Here is a 15,658-nt window from a genome sequence, read left to right as displayed (position 1 = left end):
TGTGTCGGCGGCCGTGCCCCTGCGCCCGTGTCATCGTGGAGCTCAGTAGCTGATCCGGTACCTCTCAAGCACACTCTCGTGTATGTCGATGCCGAGGCCGGGCCGTGCAGGCGGGTTGAACCGGCCCTTTGTGGGTGTGACAGGGTCCGTCACAAGTTCGTGCTGCATCGGATTCTCAAGCGGCTTGATCTCGAACTGGCGACAGTGCGGGGAGGCGAACGACAGGGCGAGGCTCGCGGCCGAGACGACGGCACTGGACCAGGCATGAGCGTTGATCTCGGAGCCGGCCGCGCTGCAGTGGGCGGCGGCGGCCATCCAACCGCTGATGCCCTCGCAGCGTCCCGGGTCGACGCCGACCACGTCCACGGTGCCGGTTCCGAGGATGCGCTGCACGCCCCGCGGTGTCCATTCACGTTCGCCGTACGCGATCTTTGTCTTGGTGTGCGCGCAAAGTGCGGCGTATCCCTCGGGATCGTCCGCACCGAGAGGCTCTTCGATCCAGTCGATGCCGAACTCCTCGAAGGTGCGGGTGCGTTGGATGGCCGTGTCCACGTCCCAGCGGATCGTCGCTCCGATGTCGATCATGATGGCGGGTTCCGGGCCGAGCTCGCGTCTGAGGGCGGCGACGAAGGCTCGATCGCGTTCGGCGTCGATTCCCAGGTGGGCATCGCCGCGCTTTCCGAAGCCGACTTTGATGCCCACCGCGTTCTGTTCTGCGACCCAGGTCGCCATGGTGGCAGCCATGGCGTCGAGGTCGTTCTGTGTGGCGTGGCAGCTGATGAGTGCGGGGACGTGTTCGTGGGCCGGTCCCCCGAGGAGGTCGAGAACGCTTCTGCCCGCCTCTTTGCCGGCCAGGTCCCACAACGCGATGTCCAGGGCTGAGATGGCGAAGGACGCCAGGCCGCCGTTGCCGTACCACCAGGTGTGGCGCTGCATCTCCTGGTGGATCCGTGCGCGCTCGCCCGGTTGTCGGCCCACGACGAGGTCGGCGAGTGCTTCCACAAGGATTGCCGTCGCTCGTGTCGCTTCGGGCCACATGGTCACGGCTTCGCCCCAGCCGACCTGCCCGTCTTCCGCCACGATCCGGACGAACAGGAGGTGGCGTACGGCGTCGGCGTCGTTGGGTTCGGGGTAGGCGACGGGAATCGTCTCCACCTTTGTGATCTTCATCAGGCCCTTTCGAAGAGACCGCTTGTCGCGCTGCGGTAGGCGAGTTCCAGTGCTTCGACGGTGCGTGCGCCCAGTTCGCCGGGTGCCGGGTTGTCGTCGCGGTTTCCTAGCGCGAGGTCGAGGAGGCTGTTGACCGGGCGTGCCCCGTCGTAGGCTCCTTCGCCCGGGGTGACCGCGAGTTCGATCTGGCCGGTGGCGGGGCTGAACAACGAGGCACGCTCGCGGAAGACATCAACGGCCAACTGGCCCTGGGTGCATACGGCTTCGACGGCGAGGTGATGCTTGTTGCCATCGGCTCCCAGGTAGGCGGAGGCTCCTCCCACGCTGCAGATACCGCCGCTGGTGAGGGACAGTGTGATGGCGTCGTGCAGTTCCACCGTGGCTCCGGGCCGTGCCCAGGTGAGGGCGAACGCGCCGTTCGCGCGGGCTCCGGTGAGTCCGAAGGCCAGGGCAAGGGCGTGAGAGAGCTGGGCTTGTCCGTACCCGCCTCCCGATACCGCCGGGTCGGTCCATGTCGCTTGTTCGGGGGCGGTGTCCGGGCTGGCGTCCGGGTAGCTTCCCGCGTCGGTGAGCAGTTCGCGGGTCTGCGAGGACATGGTGATGGCAAGGTGCTCGACGGTGCCGATGTCGTGGGCTGTCAGGAGCGCTTTCAGTCGCTTGATCATCGGGGAGTGGTTCCAGCCGAAGGACAACACGAGGTGGCGGTCATGGCGTCGGGCCGTGTCGACCACGTCCCATGCCTGCTTGCTGGTGATCGTGTAGGGCTTCTCGCACAGGACGTGAGCGCCGGCTTGGAGTGCCGCAGAGGCGTGCTCATGATGCAGGGCCGTCGGACTCGCCACGACGACGACGTCCACTCCGGCATCGAGCACGTCGCGGTAGTCCTCGCTGGCCATGGCGAAGCCGTATCGCTCCCTGACCCGGCCCAGCGCCTCGGGGCCCTGCCGGGATACTCCGACGAACTCGACATCTTGGCGGCGGTCGTCCAGCGCCGGAAGATGTGCTGCCATCGCCCATGATCCGGCGCCGATGACGCCTAGGCGCAGCTTGCCCATGGTGATGACTCCTTTCTGGGGGTGTCGTGCCGGGATGGTTCTACGCTTTGGCGAGACGGAGTCGGAGCTGGTCGAAACCGACGGCGAGGACGAGCAGGCTGCCACTGGCCACTTGCTGGTAGAAGCTGTTCACATTCATCAGGGTCAGGCCGTTGTTGACGACGCCGATGATCAGAAGCCCCACCAGGGTGCCCTGGATGGTGCCCCTGCCGCCGCCGAGGCTGGCCCCGCCCAGGACGATCGCGGTCACCACGGTCAGTTCAAGGCCGGTGGCGCTGTTGGGTGATGCCGCGGACAGTTGGGAGGTCAGGACGAGCCCGGACAGGGCGACGCACAGCCCGCTGGCGATGAACGCCCAGACGATCGTCCGGTTGCCTCGCACACCGACCAGTCGGGCCGCCACAGGGTTGGAGCCCGCGGCGTACAAGGAGCGTCCGAAGACCGTGTAACGCATCAGCAGGGCCGCGATGACAGCCAGGGCCACCAGAAGCAGGACCGGCAGCGGAATGTTCAGTACGGGCCGGGCCGTGCCGAGTGCGGAGAAGTTCGCCAGCGCGATGGTCCCTCCGTCCGCGTTGACATGGGTCAAGCCGCGCAGTATCGCCATCATGCCGAGCGTCGCGATGAGCGCGTTGACCCGGAAGACCGTGACGAGCACACCGTTGACCACGCCGATCAGGATGCCGATGCCTGCGGCGGCGAGAACGGCCACGAGAATGATCTGCTCCTGGGCGATGCTCGCCATCATCACCCCGCAGAAGGCGGCGCCGCTGCCCACCGAGAGATCGACCTGGCCGGCGATCAGGAGCATCGTGCCGGGTATCGCGATGATGCCTGTCACGGCGATGGCGGTGAGCAGGTTGAGGATGTTGCCCTGGGTGAAGAACTGCGGCGACTGCAGCGAGAAGAACAGGACCAGGGCGACGAGTATCGTCAGCAGGGCCGCAAGCTCGGGCACGGTCCGGCGCCGTCCACGGTGCTGCCCCTGTTGCTGATCGGGACCGGGCACGGGCCCTTCCTTGCTCTGCGGGGATGTCTTGCTCTGTGTCACGTTGCCCATGGGGACTTCTCCTGCCGTGGTGTGCGTCCTCATCCGCCGGCGGCGTCTGTCAGGGACTGCGTGGTGATCTGACTTCCGCTGAGTTCACAGGTGACGCGCCCGCGGACCATGACCACTGCCCGGTCGGCGAGTTGGACGACCTCTTCGTAGTCGCTGGTGGCGACGACGATCGCTGCTCCATCAGCGGCCATGCGACGTAGCGCGGCATAGATGTCGGCCCGGGCGCCGACATCCACGCCACGGGTGGGTTCGACAAGCGCGAGCAGTAACGAGCCACGCTCGAACCATCGCGCGAGCAGAACCTTCTGCTGGTTGCCTCCGGAGAGGCCGGCCAGCGCCTGACCGGCACCACCCAGAGCGCGGATGTTGAGTTCCTCGCTCCACCGTGTGAAAGCACCCTGTTCACGGCTGGCTTTGACGACACCGAAGCGGCTCAACCGCGGCCACGACGGTGCGGCGAGGTTCTCCCCGATGGAGCGGGTGAGCAGCGCCCCCTCCCGCTGCCGGTCGGCGGCCAGGTAGCCGACGCCCTGGGCGATGGCCTGTCGCGGGCTGGCTGCCGGGGGACGCCCGAGTACCCGAACGCTTCCGGCGCTGAGTTCGCGGCGCCCGAAGACGGCGTCCGCGACATCGGCGGTTCCGCTTCCCACCTTGCCGTACAGGCAGACGATCTCCCTCGCCCGCACGACAAGGTCCAGACTGTCGAACGACGGTGGGGACGTGGCTCCTTCGAAGACAAGGGCCGGCTCGCCGAGGGTGGCGTCGCTGGGTGCGGGGCGGGAGACCGTTCCGATGTCACGCCCCACCATGGCTGTGACGAGTTCGGCCCGTGCGAGGTCGTCGGTGGTTCCCGCAACCGCTACCGCGCCGTCCCGCAGGACCACGACGTCGTCGGCGATCTCGGCGACCTCGTCGAGACGGTGGGTGATGTAGACAAGTGCGACACCGCGTGCCCGCAGGCGGCGGACGTAGCCGAACAGCCGTTCGCACTCCGGGGCGGACAGCGCGGCGGTCGGCTCATCGAGCACCAGACAGCGGGCATCGTCGGACAATGCGCGGGCGATCTCCACGATCTGACGCTCACCGATGCGCAAGGTCCCGACCTTCGCGTCGAGATCGAGGTCGGCTCCCATGGTGGCGAGGACATCGCGTGCTCGCCGACGCAGTCTCCGCCAGCTGACCACTCCTCGGGTGGCGGGCCAGTGCCCCAGGCTGATGTTCTCGGCGACGGTCAGATCGGGGGCGTCCGACAGCTCCTGAAAGATCATGCGGATGCCCCGGCGGCGGGCGGACACGGGGTCGAGCGCGGAGACCGTGTCGCCGGCGCCCTCCGCCGTGGGGAACTCCAGCGTGCCCCCGTCCGGTGCGTGGGCCCCGGCGATCGCCCTGACCAGGGTCGACTTTCCCGCGCCGTTCTCGCCGAGTAGCGCGAGGACGCGACCGCCGACGATGTCGATGTCGACTCCGTGCAGCACTTCTGTGCCGGCGAACGATTTACGGATGCCGCGCGCCCGCATGGTGAAGGCGCAGGCTGCCGGGGCTTGGTGAACAGGCATCAGTGCACACTCCGGATCAGCAGGTCGGGCGGTAGATGTCGCTGATGTTCGCCTGGTTGATGATCATGTGCGGAACCAGCAGCTTCTTCGGGATGGACTCCCCCTTGACCGCCTTGATGAGATAGGGAACGCCTATCTCGCCGTAGCGCTCGGGAAAGTAGGCGGTGTCCCCGACCCACTGGGGGTTGCTTTTGATCGCGCACCATGCGGAGGGGTCGGCTCCCTGCCCGGAGACATACAAGTCGCCGGTACGGTCTGCCGTCTTGGCCGCGGCGAGGGCGCCTTCGACGGCGTCGTCGTTGATGGCGGCCACGACAACGCGTCGGGCGCCGGGCAGGGTGGTGAGCACGTCGTTGAAGGTGGTGCGTGCCTGGTCGATCCTGTAGGCGTTCTCCGTCCTGAGGTTCTTGACCGGTCCGCACACCGACTCGAAGCCCTTGCGGTATCCGCCCATGCGGGCCTCGTTGACGTCGCCGGCGTCTCGTTGCTCCAGCGAGATGTACGCGTCGTACGTGCAGTCGAACTTCTTCTTCATGTAAGTGCCGAGCGCCTTGCCGGCGAGTTCGCCTGCGAACGTGTTGTTCGCTCCCATGAAGGAGGTCTGGCACGAGCCTTGCTGGATGTCGATCGCGATCACGGGAACGGACGGCCCTGCCGCGCAGATCGCATCGCCGGACTTGGAGTCGGCCTGGAAGTTGAGATAGCCGTCCACGCCTTGTTCCTTGAAGTTCTTGGCACAGGCCAGCGCGGTGGCGCCGTCGCCCTTGGAGTCGCAGAGGATCAGATCAGCTCCTGCGGTCTTGGCCTGTTCCCGGACGCTGTTGCTGACCAGCTGGGAGAAGGGAGCGGATTCGTCGAGTGCGATGAGGCCCAGCTTGAGCCCCTTGCCGCTCCCCGGGTCGACCTTCTGGAAGTCGACTGCTCCGGCCTCTCCCTTCGGAACCTGCAGATCGACCTTGGCCGGGTTCTTGGGGGGCTTCTGGCTAGCCGCACCTCCAGGTCTTCCCGTCGTACACGCGCCGAGTGCCAGCATGGCGACCGCGCTGGTCAGCGCCACTGTGTGAAGTGTTCGAGGCTTCATGAGAACGACCTCTCTGCCGGCCTGGGCCATGCATGGGTCTGCGGACATTCCGGACTGGAATGCTTTCCAGGGCAACTTTCGGTCTCCTCTCAGCCAAGCGTCAACCCCTGGAACACAGATCTCCTTGATTCGGAACGAGAGAACCGCTACGACCTGCATATTTACATGTACCGCAGCTCCTCTCCTTTGAGAGGTTGACCATCCACGTCGGCAAGTGCCACGCTGGTAACGATTCCAGGAGAGAGGTGCCACACATGGCGACCAATGCGCTCGACTCCACAGCGGTGTCATCGCCTTCTACAGCAAGCACCCGACCGACGTCCTCGTCGGGCGTGCACATTCGCGCGATCGAAGCAGTGCCCGTCCGGGCTCCCCTGGCCCGCGAGTTCCGCGGCAGCTACTACCGGATGACCCACCGCGCCACCCTGGTCGTCCGGGTCCTCACCGACTCCGGCGTCACTGGCGAGGCGTACGTCGGCGACGAGGACGCCGGGGCGCGCGAGATCCAGGCCGCCCTGCTCAACGAGATAGCTCCCCGGGTGGCCGGAGTCGACGTCTTGGCCACCGAGAAGGCGTGGGAGGCCGCGTATCCCGCCACCTTCGACATCCTGCGGGACCGCAGGACGGGCCTCGTGGCCCTCGCGGCGCTGGACACCGCGGTCTGGGACGCCTATGGCAAGGTCGTCGGCCAACCGCTGTGGCGTTTGTGGGGCGGTACCCGCGACAGGATTCCCATGACGGCGATCGGCGGCTACTACGGCGAGCCTCTGGGGCCGATCGAGGAGGAAATCACCTACTACCGCGAGACGTTGGGCCTGGCGGGCATGAAGTTCAAGGTGGGGGGCGCGAGTCCCGCCGAGGACGCGGAACGAGTGCTGCGGGCGCGTGCCGCAGCCGGCCCCGACTTCACGATCTGCATCGATGCCAACCAGGGCTATACCGTCCCCCAGGCGGTCGAACTGGCCCGTCGCCTGGACGGCGCGAACATTCAGTGGTTCGAGGAACCCGTGCGGTGGCACAACGACCGGCGGGCGCTGCGGGACGTACGGTTCATGGGCGGCATCCCCGTCTGCGCAGGACAGAGCGAGCTGTCCGCCAGCGGCTGCCGCGACCTCATGGAGACGGGGGCCATCGATGTGTGCAACTTCGACGCCTCCTGGTCCGGCGGACCGACCGCCTGGCGGCGCACCGCAGCGATTGCGAGCAGCTACGACGTCCAGATGGGACACCATGAAGAACCTCAGGTGAGCACGCACCTTCTGGCCAGCATTCCGCACGGGACGCAGGCCGAGTGCTTCCATCCCGACCGCGACCCCTTCTGGTGGACCCTGGTCACCAACAAGGAGCCGCTGGAGCAGGGCCAGTTCATCCTCCCCGACCGCCCGGGGCTCGGCTGGGAGCTGGACTGGGACTACATCTCGCATCATCGGCTCGACGCATGAACTCCTTGCTGGACGACGGGCTCAAGGACGCCCGGGTACTGGTCACCGGCGCGGCAGGCGGCATCGGCGCGGCCGTCGCCGAGTCCTTCGTCGCGGCCGGAGCCGCCGTCGTCGTCTCCGATGTGACCCCCGTGTCCGAGGACCTCGGCGCGCGGGCCTCGGTGACGGCCGATCTTCGCGACACCGCGGAGAGCGGCCGCCTGGTGACAGCGGCAGCGGACACTCTCGGTGGACTCGATGTGGTGGCACATCTGGCAGGTGTGCTCCGTCGGCGCGACATCGCACAGGTCACGGAGGCGGACTGGGATGTGCAGCACGACGTCAACCTCAAGGCATCGTTCTTCCTGCTGCGCGAGGCCGCCGGCCTGATGGCCCGCCAAGGAACAGGAGGCCGGCTCATCGCGGCCGCGTCCCAGGGCTGGTGGAGCGGCGGCTACGGCGGATCGGCCGTCTACGCGGCGAGCAAGGGCGGGCTCGTCTCCTTGTGCCGTGGGCTCGCCCGCACCTACGGCCCCTGCGGTATCACCGTCAACACGGTCGCGCCCGGAGCCATCGACACCACGATGCTCACCGACGATCTCACTGCCGACGCGCTGGACACGATCCTCTCGGCCACGCCTCTGCGGCGGCTCGGGACGGCCCAGGAAGTGGCTTCCGCCGTGCTCTTCCTGGCCTCGGCACGCGCGTCGTTCATCACCGCGGCGACGTTGAACGTCAGCGGCGGATGGCTGGCGTACTGACATGGAGTTTCTGGTCACCCTGCGGCAGGACTGGCCCGAACTGCGGCGCCATCCCCGGCTGGCGGAACTGATCACCGAGGAACGCCGCATCGGGCGCATGCTGATGGACGAGGGAGTCATCGCCCGGATGTGGCGCATTCCCGGACAGCGCGCCAACGTCGGGATCTGGCGGGCGAGGGACGCGACCGCTCTGGTCACGCACCTCGACCGGCTGCCGCTGCGGCCCTGGCTGGAGGCGGACGTCGTCGCGCTCGCCACGCACGAACTGGAAAGCGCGGAAGGGAGGTTCATTCCAGATGCCACACCTCAGCAGCCTCGGCCCGAGCCACCGCACCCTGCGCATCGCAGACAAGAACATCGCTGAACCACCGTGTCCAGCGCGCGTCCACCTCTGTGCTCGCCACCTTGCCGAAGGCCGTGGCCGCGTCGGGATGGCACTCCGCATAGGCGATCACCGTGGTGTCCAGCCGGAAGAGGGTGTAGTTGCGCACCCCTGCGGAGCGCAGCTCGGCCACGAGCTCGGGCCAGATCTCATCGTGCCGTCGCTGGTATTCCGCTTCGCGGCCGGGAATCAGCTCCATCTGAAAGCACACGCGCTGCATCTGAACTCCTCGGGCTGTGGACTTGTCTCGACGGGGAGACCTCGGGCACTGTACTGGAAAGGATTCCAGCCTGGAATGGATTCCAGGACGTCGATCCCCTGCAAGGCCGCTGACGATCCCGGAGAAAACTGATGCGTCTCTCGTGCGCCGACTACACCTGGCCCCTACTGCCGCATGCGGCCGCGCTGGACCTGATCCGCGCCATCGGCTGTGACGCCGTGGACCTGGGCTTCATGTCCCTGCGTTCCCACATACGCCCCGAACAGGAGCACGGCGCGATCGCCTACGCCGCCGGAGCCGCACGTGAACGCGTCACATCGCGCGGTCTCGCCATCGCCGACGTGTTCGCGATCCCGTACACCGACTTCGAGACCATGGCTGTGAACAACCCGGACCCGGCCCAGCAGGACCGGTCCTTCGAGTTCTTCCTCGACGCCGTGGAGTTCGCCCAGCACGTGGGAGCGCCCGGGATCACCACGCTGCCTGGCGTCCTGTTCGGCGGCGAGTCCTTCGGCCAGGCTCTCGCCCGCTCCGCCGAAGGTCTCAACCGCCGCGTCGAACTGGCTGCCTCGCGCGGCCTGGAGCTGTCCGTGGAACCGCACACAGGCTCTCTCATCGACACACCGGAGAAGACACTCCGCCTGCTGGAGAGCGTCTCCGGACTGCGCATCACGCTGGACCCGGCCCACTACGTGTACGCGGATGTCCCGCAGAGGGAGATCGAACCGCTGCTGACGCACGTCCGGCACCTTCAGTGCCGTCCCGGACGCCCCGGCAAGCTGCAAGTCGCGGTCAGCGAGGACGCGATCGACTGGACGCCGATCGTGTCCACTCTCCACCAGCAGGGATTCTCGGGCTACTTGGCCCTGGAGTACGTGTGGCAGGAATGGATGGACTGCAACCGCGTCGACACTGTCGCCGAGTCCGTGCTCTTGCGTGATCTGCTGCTGGCTGCGGTCCGCTCTTACCGCTCCCGCGCCGAGGGGGTGTCTGTATGAGCGCCCAGGCATCCGGCAACGGCGCCTCTGCTCAGCCCAAGGGCCGCGGACGCCGGGTGAAGAATCCCGCGCCGACTCCCGCGAGCAGTACCGGCATGGCCCAGGTCGCCGAGCGCGCGGGCGTCGCCGTGTCCTCGGTCTCCCGTGTTCTGTCCGGGCACGCGGACGTCAGCGAGGCCATGCGGAGTCGGGTCATGGCGGCTGTCGAGGAACTCGGCTACCAGCCGAACATGCTGGCGCAGATGCTGCGCCGCGGCGCCACCCGCACCATCGGCTTCGTCGTGGGTGACATCTCCAACCCGCTGCTCGCCCAGATCACCCTCGGCGCCGAGGTCGCACTGCGCGAGGCGGGCTACACGATGCTCCTGACCAATTCGGTCAACGACCCTGCCCTGGACGCGGCCAACATCGGGCTGCTCCAGCAACGGCGCGTCGACGGCCTGCTGCTGTCCCTGTCCGACGAGACCAGCGACGAGACCGTCGAAGCCCTCGCCCGCATCGAAGCGCCGGCAGTCCTCGTCGACCGTGAACTGCCCGCCTCCAGCGGCGTCAGCGCCGTGCTCTCCGACCATCGTGCCGGCATCACCCAGGCCGTGGCCCACCTCGTGGAGCTCGGGCATCAGCGCATCACCCTCATCGCCGGATCGCCGCACGTGCGCCCCACCCGCGAACGCATCAACGCGCTCGAGGAGGCGGTCGAGCAGTACCCCGGTGTCGTCGCACAGGTGCGGCCCGGCGCCTTCACCGAAGCACACGGCAGGGCCGCCACCCGGGAACTGCTGGACAGCCGCCGACCGCCGACCGCTCTGATCGCAGGAGGCAACCAGATCCTGGTGGGCGTCATCGGTGAACTCACCGGCCGCAAGGTCGCCATTCCCCATGACCTGTCCCTGGTCACCTGCGACGACGTCCCCCTGGCCCAGTTCTTCACCCCCGCCCTGGCCACCGTCCGCCGCGACCCGTACGAGATGGGGACGGTCGCGGCACGGCTTCTGCTCGACCGTCTGAACGGCGCGGAACCCGACACGACCATCCTGCCCGCTGTCTTCCACCCGGCGGCCAGCTGCGCTCCCCCGCGCTCATAAGTCCCGCACGACGTGAGGAGTCCCCACGTGACAACCGCACCACCCAGCACGGTGAGCCAGGCCGACCTCCTCGACCTGCTGCGACGCATGCACGAGATCCGCTTCTTCGAGGACACGGTCAAGGACTGGTTCTCCCGCTCGCTCGTCCGCGGCAGCACCCACCTCTACCAGGGGCAGGAGGCAGTGTCCGTCGGAGTCACCGCAGCGCTGCGATCCGGTGACACCACGACCTGCACCTATCGCGGACACGGCACCGTCCTGGCCCAAGGCGCACCGCTCGACCGTGCCTTCGGCGAGATCCTCGGCAAAGCGGACGGTCTGTGCGGCGGCAAGGGCGGCTCCATGCACCTCACCGACTTCAGTGTGGGGGCACTGGGCTCCTTCGCCATCGTGGGCGCACACCTGCCGATCAACACCGGTGCGGCCTGGGCCGCCCAACTCCTGGGAACCGGTGCGGTCAGTGTCTCCTTCTTCGGCGACGGCGCCGTGAACATCGGCACCTTCCACGAGACGCTCAACCTCGCGGGTGTGTGGAAGCTCCCGGTGATCTTCGTCATCGAGAACAACCTCTACGGCGAGTACTCCCCCATCGCCACCACGACCGCCAACACCGACCTCGCCGAGCGCGGCACGTCCTACGGCATGCCCGGCCTACGCATCGACGGCAACGACGTGGTGGCCGTGCGGGAGGCGGCCCGCACCGCCGTGCAAAGAGCCCGCGACGGACACGGCCCGACCCTGCTGGAGGCCATGACCTACCGCCAGTCGGGCCACTCACGGGCGGACCCCGCGACCTACCGTCCCGACGGTGAACTGGACGCGTGGCTGGCACGCGACCCCCTGCTCCTCGCCGAAGAACGAGCCCGTGCACTCGGCGTCCACCAGGACGAACTCGACGCCGTCCGCGACCGTGCCGCAATGGCCGTACAAGAGGCCGCCGCAACAGCCCTGTCGTGGAAAGACCCTGCCCCGGAAGCCCGCTTCGACGACGTCTGGACGCCCCGATGACCGACACCCTCACTGCCCCACAGCTCGTGCAGCTGAACTACCGCAAGGTGATCGCACGAGCCCTCGCCGACGAACTCGAACACGACCCCACCGTGGTCTTCCTGGGCGAGGACGTCGGAGAAGCCGGCGGAGCTTTCAAGACGACGACGGGACTCAAGGAACGCTTCGGTGACCGCGTGCGCGACACACCGATCTCGGAACAGGCGATCATCGGCACCGCCGTCGGAGCCTCCCTGATGGGCCTGCGGCCCGTCGCCGAGATCATGTTCGCCGACTTCGCGGGGGTGTGCTTCGACCAACTGGTCAACACCCTCGCCAAGTACCGCTACACCACAGGCGGACAGGCCAGAACGCCCGTCACGGTCAGGATGTGCAACGGAGCCGGCTCCGGCTTCGGCCCCCAGCACTCGCAGGCGGCGGAGAACTGGTTCCTCAACGTGCCCGGCCTGAAGATCGTTGTGCCCGGCACCGTTCCCGACCTGTACGGGCTGCTGCGCTCCGCGATCCGTGACAACGACCCGGTGCTGGTCTTCGAGCACAAGAACCTGTTCGCCCTCAAGGGCGAGGTCCCCGCCGAACCCGATGACGCCTTCCTCGTCCCTCTCGGCGTCGCCGATGTCGTACGCGAAGGCACCGACGTGACCCTGGTCGCCACCCAGCAGATGCGTCACCATGCTGAGAATGCCGCCCGCGTCCTGTCCGCACGAGGCATCTGTGTTGAGGTCATCGATCCTCGCACGCTCGTGCCGTTCGACTTCGAGACGGTGACCACGTCACTGCGCAAGACGTCGCGGCTGGTGGTCGTCCAGGAGGGCCCGCCCGACGGCAGCTGGGGCGCCTCGCTGATCTCCTCCCTCACGACGCAGCACTTCGAACTCTTCGACGCGCCCCCCGTGCTCCTGGCCAGCGACCCCACTCCGGTGCCGTACTCCGGCGTCCTGGAGGAAGCCCACTTGCCGGACGTGAACCGCATCGTTGGTTCCGTCGAGCAGCTCGTCCAGTACTGACGCCGGCCGTCGCTCAGGCCAATCAGGAACTGTGCGGCGGCCCCGCCACCGGCGAGCTACGGGACATTGATGCGGCGCTGGGCAGATCGCCCAACGACGTCGGGTCGGGCCCACGCACTCGAACCAGGGCAAGCGGCTGTCCGCAACACCTGCCATGGCGGTGCCTACCGGCTCCTGGTCGACGCACTCCGCGATCACGTGTGGTTGTGCGTGCGCCATCAGCGCCCGCTCGACTCAGAGTCGGAGCGACCAGGCCGGCCGCTGCTTCGCGCCTCATCAACTGCTCCGCGTGCACCCATGCTTGACCGGGAACGACTCAGAAGCCTCGTAGTCGAGCCGTGCACACCGATTGGTTCCCCCTCGGACGAATCGCACGTGCTGGTCAGTTGCCCCGGCCTGGGGCAGCGCGGCCGAACCTCACGCGTCAGCGCATCCGAGGCCGTACTGGCCCTCGTGGTCAGCGGATCCCTTTCCCTGCCGGAGGGCCGCCTGGCCGCCAGTGTTCGCGGCCGACGCCCCTGCCACCAGTGGAATCCGGTGCCAGGGGCGTCCGCACGTCAATCGCCCGGGCGTCGTGGCAGCGCCCACACGCGAGCGGGTCCAGCGTGCCATCGACGGCCTGGGCTTCATTCGCGTCGAGGGAGCACGCCAACTGCACGGCTTGCCCGCACCCGTCATCGCAACGGTCCTGCCGACGCCGGCTGATACGTTCGCCATGGCTTTGGTCGAAGGGATCGAGCAGGCGGCCACGGAGCTGAGTATGGGCGTGATGGTCCGGGCCGGTCTTCACGGCCCGGACCACCGCGAACGTTACGCGGCGTTCCTTGCGGCACAGAGGTGTCACGGGGTGATTCCCAGTGGTGACGACCAGACCGATCAGTTGGTGAAGGCCATCCAGGGCCGCACCGACATGCCCATCGTCGCCGGTGACCACCGGCAACGTTCGACGCCGACAGTGCGCACGGACGATGCCGGCGGAACCCGTTCGGCCATCGCACCTCTTGGAACTGGGCCACCGTCACATCGCCTACCTAGGGGGCCTGGCGAACCACCACTTCCGGCCTATGCATGCCACAGCAGTAGGGGTCCTGGCAGATGCCGGCCTTCCCCTTCCGCCGCCATGGGACGCCCAGGCGCGGACTCTCACCGTGCGAGCCGGGAAGGAAAGCGGACAAGACCTGCTTGCCGGCGCGCGTCGCCCTTCCGCCGTCTTCTGCGCCGATGACCGGCTGGCGCTGGGACTACTGCAGGCCCTGCACGAGAGCAATCTCCGCGCCTCGGACGACCTTGCCGTGGTCGGATTCGGCGACAGCCCGCACGCAACCGTAGCCACCGTCCCTCTGACCACCGTACGTCGCCCGTTGTCGGAGGTCCGCCGGCGCGCCGTCCCTCTCCTCTCCTCAGGCTGCTGCGCTTCGCGTACCCACGGATCATGAGCCCTGACGAACAGCACCGGTCCCGACCTCCCGCACAACCGCCGCCGGCGAACCCAGAGTCGCTTGGCGCATCGCCCCACTTGCGGTTACTCAGCGTGCCCAGAGCGGCTCTACCGCCCCCGGCCGACCGACGCACACCGCCACCACCTCGTCTGTCGACGCGGCGGTCTCAGCCGGGCCGTGGAGGCCGACGCCGTCGAACCCTGGGCCGACAGCGGGGCCGCGACCACCGGCTTCGCCGAGGTGGAGCACACCGCCGAGCTGACGGGGGTCTGCGACCACTGTCAGCCGCGACCCGATCCGGAGAGTCCTCACCCCTGGCGGACACGTCAAGTCTCGGCAATGATTTTCATATCGTCCAGATATAGCCATGGTCTTGACATTCGTTTCCATCTAGCGTGGTGGTGTGCGCCCGGACAGAACCGGGCCGCGCAGCCATCGCGAAGACTCCCGTTCACACCTGTCATGGAGGATCCATGCCCACGCCCTCGTCCCGGCCTCTGGCGCTGATAGCCGGCGTCTCCCTGGCCCTGCTGGCAGGCTGTGGCAGCTCGTCGGACTCCGGAAGCGACGGGGCCGCCTCGGCAAGCCCGGCCGCCGCGGATGCCGTCCCGGTGGTCGCCTCCACGAACGTCTACGGTGACATCGTCAAGCAGATCGGCGGCGACAAGGTCGACGTCACCTCGATCATCAGCGACCCCGACCAGGACCCGCACTCCTACGAGGCCGGCACCCAGAACCAGCTTGCGCTGTCCAAGGCGAAGGTCGTCATCGAGAACGGCGGCGGCTACGACGACTTCATCGACCGGATGCTGAAGAGCAACAACAGCTCCCCCGAGATGATCAACGCGGTCAAGGTGTCCGGGAAGACCGCCCCGAAGGGCGGCGAGCTGAACGAGCACGTCTGGTACGACTTCCCCACCGTCGCCAAGATCGCCGACAGTATCGCCGCCGCCCTCGGCAAGGCCGACTCCGCGGACGCCGCGACCTTCACGAAGAACGCCGAGACGTTCAAGGCGAAGCTCAAGCCCCTGGAGACGAAGGAAGCGGACATCAAGAAGAAGCACGGCGGCGAGGCCATCGGCATCACCGAGCCCGTACCGCTGTACATGACCGAGGCCGGCGGCCTGGTGAACAAGACGCCTGAGGAGTTCAGCGAGGCGATCGAGGAAGGCGACGACGTCTCCCCGAAGATCCTTCAGGAGACTCTGTCGCTGTACAGCGGCAAGCAGGTCGAGGCACTGGTCTACAACGCGCAGACCTCCGGCCCGCAGACGCAGAAGGTCGAGGAGGCGGCGAAGGCGGCCGGCATCTCCGTCGTGCCGGTGACCGAGACACTGCCCAAGGGCGAGAACTACCTCGGCTGGATGACCTCCAACGTCGACGCGCTCGCGAGCGCGCTGGACAAGTGAGGCGGC

At 67.6% G+C, this 15,658-nt stretch carries 15 protein-coding genes and 1 pseudogene; 10 read left to right on the top strand and 6 right to left on the bottom strand.

Going from position 1 to position 15,658, the window contains the following annotated elements:
* Nucleotides 1-42: 42 nt before the first annotated feature.
* Genes ABT245_RS19875 through ABT245_RS19855 form a run of 5 tightly spaced genes read right to left on the bottom strand, consistent with a single transcriptional unit; the run spans nucleotide 43 to nucleotide 5,898 of the window.
* Nucleotides 43-1,170 carry a mandelate racemase/muconate lactonizing enzyme family protein gene (locus ABT245_RS19875; protein ID WP_351735279.1) on the bottom strand — a complete coding sequence of 376 codons (1,128 nt, stop codon included), beginning with the start codon at nucleotides 1,168-1,170 and terminating at the stop codon, nucleotides 43-45.
* Nucleotides 1,170-2,225 carry a Gfo/Idh/MocA family protein gene (locus tag ABT245_RS19870; RefSeq protein WP_351735277.1) on the bottom strand — a complete coding sequence of 352 codons (1,056 nt, stop codon included), beginning with the start codon at nucleotides 2,223-2,225 and terminating at the stop codon, nucleotides 1,170-1,172. Before ABT245_RS19870 ends, ABT245_RS19875 begins: the two co-directional genes overlap by 1 nt.
* Nucleotides 2,226-2,265: 40 nt before the next feature.
* Nucleotides 2,266-3,285, bottom strand: coding sequence for an ABC transporter permease (locus ABT245_RS19865; protein ID WP_351735275.1), 1,020 nt, complete (start codon nucleotides 3,283-3,285; stop codon nucleotides 2,266-2,268).
* Between the two features lie 29 nt (nucleotides 3,286-3,314).
* Nucleotides 3,315-4,841: a sugar ABC transporter ATP-binding protein gene (locus ABT245_RS19860; RefSeq protein ID WP_351735273.1), complete on the bottom strand. Its 1,527-nt coding sequence runs from the start codon at nucleotides 4,839-4,841 to the stop codon at nucleotides 3,315-3,317.
* A 16-nt stretch (nucleotides 4,842-4,857) separates the two neighbouring features.
* Entirely contained in the window at nucleotides 4,858-5,898 is a 1,041-nt protein-coding gene (locus ABT245_RS19855) for a sugar ABC transporter substrate-binding protein (RefSeq protein WP_351735271.1), read from the bottom strand.
* A 380-nt stretch (nucleotides 5,899-6,278) separates the two neighbouring features.
* On the opposite strand from ABT245_RS19855, the gene ABT245_RS19850 reads away from it, so the two are divergent.
* From ABT245_RS19850 to ABT245_RS19840, 3 genes are read left to right on the top strand one after another with little or no spacing between them, the layout of a single operon-like run.
* Nucleotides 6,279-7,364 carry a mandelate racemase/muconate lactonizing enzyme family protein gene (locus ABT245_RS19850; protein WP_351735269.1) on the top strand — a complete coding sequence of 362 codons (1,086 nt, stop codon included), beginning with the start codon at nucleotides 6,279-6,281 and terminating at the stop codon, nucleotides 7,362-7,364.
* Nucleotides 7,361-8,104: an SDR family NAD(P)-dependent oxidoreductase gene (locus ABT245_RS19845; RefSeq protein WP_351735267.1), complete on the top strand. Its 744-nt coding sequence runs from the start codon at nucleotides 7,361-7,363 to the stop codon at nucleotides 8,102-8,104. The genes ABT245_RS19850 and ABT245_RS19845 overlap by 4 nt, the downstream gene beginning before the upstream one ends.
* Nucleotide 8,105: 1 nt before the next feature.
* The gene (locus ABT245_RS19840; protein WP_351735265.1) at nucleotides 8,106-8,468 is read left to right on the top strand and encodes a muconolactone Delta-isomerase; all 363 of its coding nucleotides are present in this window, start codon (nucleotides 8,106-8,108) and stop codon (nucleotides 8,466-8,468) included.
* Here ABT245_RS19840 and ABT245_RS19835 read toward each other — a convergent pair.
* A complete protein-coding gene (locus ABT245_RS19835) occupies nucleotides 8,392-8,706 on the bottom strand; it encodes an L-rhamnose mutarotase (protein ID WP_351735263.1) in 315 nt (104 codons plus the stop codon). The genes ABT245_RS19840 and ABT245_RS19835 overlap by 77 nt on opposite strands.
* A gap of 131 nt (nucleotides 8,707-8,837) precedes the next feature.
* On the opposite strand from ABT245_RS19835, the gene ABT245_RS19830 reads away from it, so the two are divergent.
* The 7 genes and pseudogenes from ABT245_RS19830 (at nucleotide 8,838) to ABT245_RS19800 (ending at nucleotide 15,652) form a co-directional block, all read left to right on the top strand.
* Complete coding sequence (locus ABT245_RS19830) at nucleotides 8,838-9,704, top strand: sugar phosphate isomerase/epimerase family protein (protein ID WP_351735261.1); 867 nt, start codon at nucleotides 8,838-8,840, stop codon at nucleotides 9,702-9,704.
* Complete coding sequence (locus ABT245_RS19825) at nucleotides 9,701-10,789, top strand: LacI family DNA-binding transcriptional regulator (protein WP_351735259.1); 1,089 nt, start codon at nucleotides 9,701-9,703, stop codon at nucleotides 10,787-10,789. The genes ABT245_RS19830 and ABT245_RS19825 overlap by 4 nt, the downstream gene beginning before the upstream one ends.
* Before the next feature lie 27 nt (nucleotides 10,790-10,816).
* A complete protein-coding gene (locus ABT245_RS19820; RefSeq protein ID WP_351735257.1) occupies nucleotides 10,817-11,797 on the top strand; it encodes a thiamine pyrophosphate-dependent dehydrogenase E1 component subunit alpha in 981 nt (326 codons plus the stop codon).
* The gene (locus tag ABT245_RS19815; protein WP_351735255.1) at nucleotides 11,794-12,804 is read left to right on the top strand and encodes an alpha-ketoacid dehydrogenase subunit beta; all 1,011 of its coding nucleotides are present in this window, start codon (nucleotides 11,794-11,796) and stop codon (nucleotides 12,802-12,804) included. The genes ABT245_RS19820 and ABT245_RS19815 overlap by 4 nt, the downstream gene beginning before the upstream one ends.
* A gap of 715 nt (nucleotides 12,805-13,519) precedes the next feature.
* Nucleotides 13,520-13,714: pseudogene (locus tag ABT245_RS19810) on the top strand (hypothetical protein); the annotation flags it as partial.
* A gap of 58 nt (nucleotides 13,715-13,772) precedes the next feature.
* On the top strand, nucleotides 13,773-14,240 hold the full coding sequence (locus ABT245_RS19805; RefSeq protein WP_351735357.1) for a substrate-binding domain-containing protein: 468 nt from the start codon (nucleotides 13,773-13,775) through the stop codon (nucleotides 14,238-14,240).
* 476 nt (nucleotides 14,241-14,716) lie between these two features.
* On the top strand, nucleotides 14,717-15,652 hold the full coding sequence (locus ABT245_RS19800; RefSeq protein WP_351735253.1) for a metal ABC transporter solute-binding protein, Zn/Mn family: 936 nt from the start codon (nucleotides 14,717-14,719) through the stop codon (nucleotides 15,650-15,652).
* The last annotated feature ends 6 nt before the right edge of the window (nucleotides 15,653-15,658 follow it).

This window comes from Streptomyces sp. NPDC001508, from assembly GCF_040298665.1.
Classification (GTDB): domain Bacteria; phylum Actinomycetota; class Actinomycetes; order Streptomycetales; family Streptomycetaceae; genus Streptomyces.
The sequence above is the reverse complement of the archived record's forward strand: the minus strand, read 5'-3'. Positions and strand labels throughout refer to the sequence as shown.

Excerpts from the sequence above, each read along its gene's own strand:
- ABT245_RS19800 (WP_351735253.1), top strand. The coding sequence starts at position 14,717 with ATGCCCACGCCCTCGTCCCGGCCTCTGGCGCTGATAGCCGGCGTCTCC.
- ABT245_RS19840 (WP_351735265.1), top strand. The coding sequence starts at position 8,106 with ATGGAGTTTCTGGTCACCCTGCGGCAGGACTGGCCCGAACTGCGGCGC.
- ABT245_RS19875 (WP_351735279.1), bottom strand. The coding sequence starts at position 1,170 with ATGAAGATCACAAAGGTGGAGACGATTCCCGTCGCCTACCCCGAACCC.
- ABT245_RS19860 (WP_351735273.1), bottom strand. The coding sequence starts at position 4,841 with ATGCCTGTTCACCAAGCCCCGGCAGCCTGCGCCTTCACCATGCGGGCG.
- ABT245_RS19870 (WP_351735277.1), bottom strand. The coding sequence starts at position 2,225 with ATGGGCAAGCTGCGCCTAGGCGTCATCGGCGCCGGATCATGGGCGATG.
- ABT245_RS19825 (WP_351735259.1), top strand. The coding sequence starts at position 9,701 with ATGAGCGCCCAGGCATCCGGCAACGGCGCCTCTGCTCAGCCCAAGGGC.
- ABT245_RS19805 (WP_351735357.1), top strand. The coding sequence starts at position 13,773 with ATGCCGGCGGAACCCGTTCGGCCATCGCACCTCTTGGAACTGGGCCAC.
- ABT245_RS19865 (WP_351735275.1), bottom strand. The coding sequence starts at position 3,285 with ATGGGCAACGTGACACAGAGCAAGACATCCCCGCAGAGCAAGGAAGGG.
- ABT245_RS19830 (WP_351735261.1), top strand. The coding sequence starts at position 8,838 with ATGCGTCTCTCGTGCGCCGACTACACCTGGCCCCTACTGCCGCATGCG.
- ABT245_RS19845 (WP_351735267.1), top strand. The coding sequence starts at position 7,361 with ATGAACTCCTTGCTGGACGACGGGCTCAAGGACGCCCGGGTACTGGTC.
- ABT245_RS19835 (WP_351735263.1), bottom strand. The coding sequence starts at position 8,706 with ATGCAGCGCGTGTGCTTTCAGATGGAGCTGATTCCCGGCCGCGAAGCG.
- ABT245_RS19815 (WP_351735255.1), top strand. The coding sequence starts at position 11,794 with ATGACCGACACCCTCACTGCCCCACAGCTCGTGCAGCTGAACTACCGC.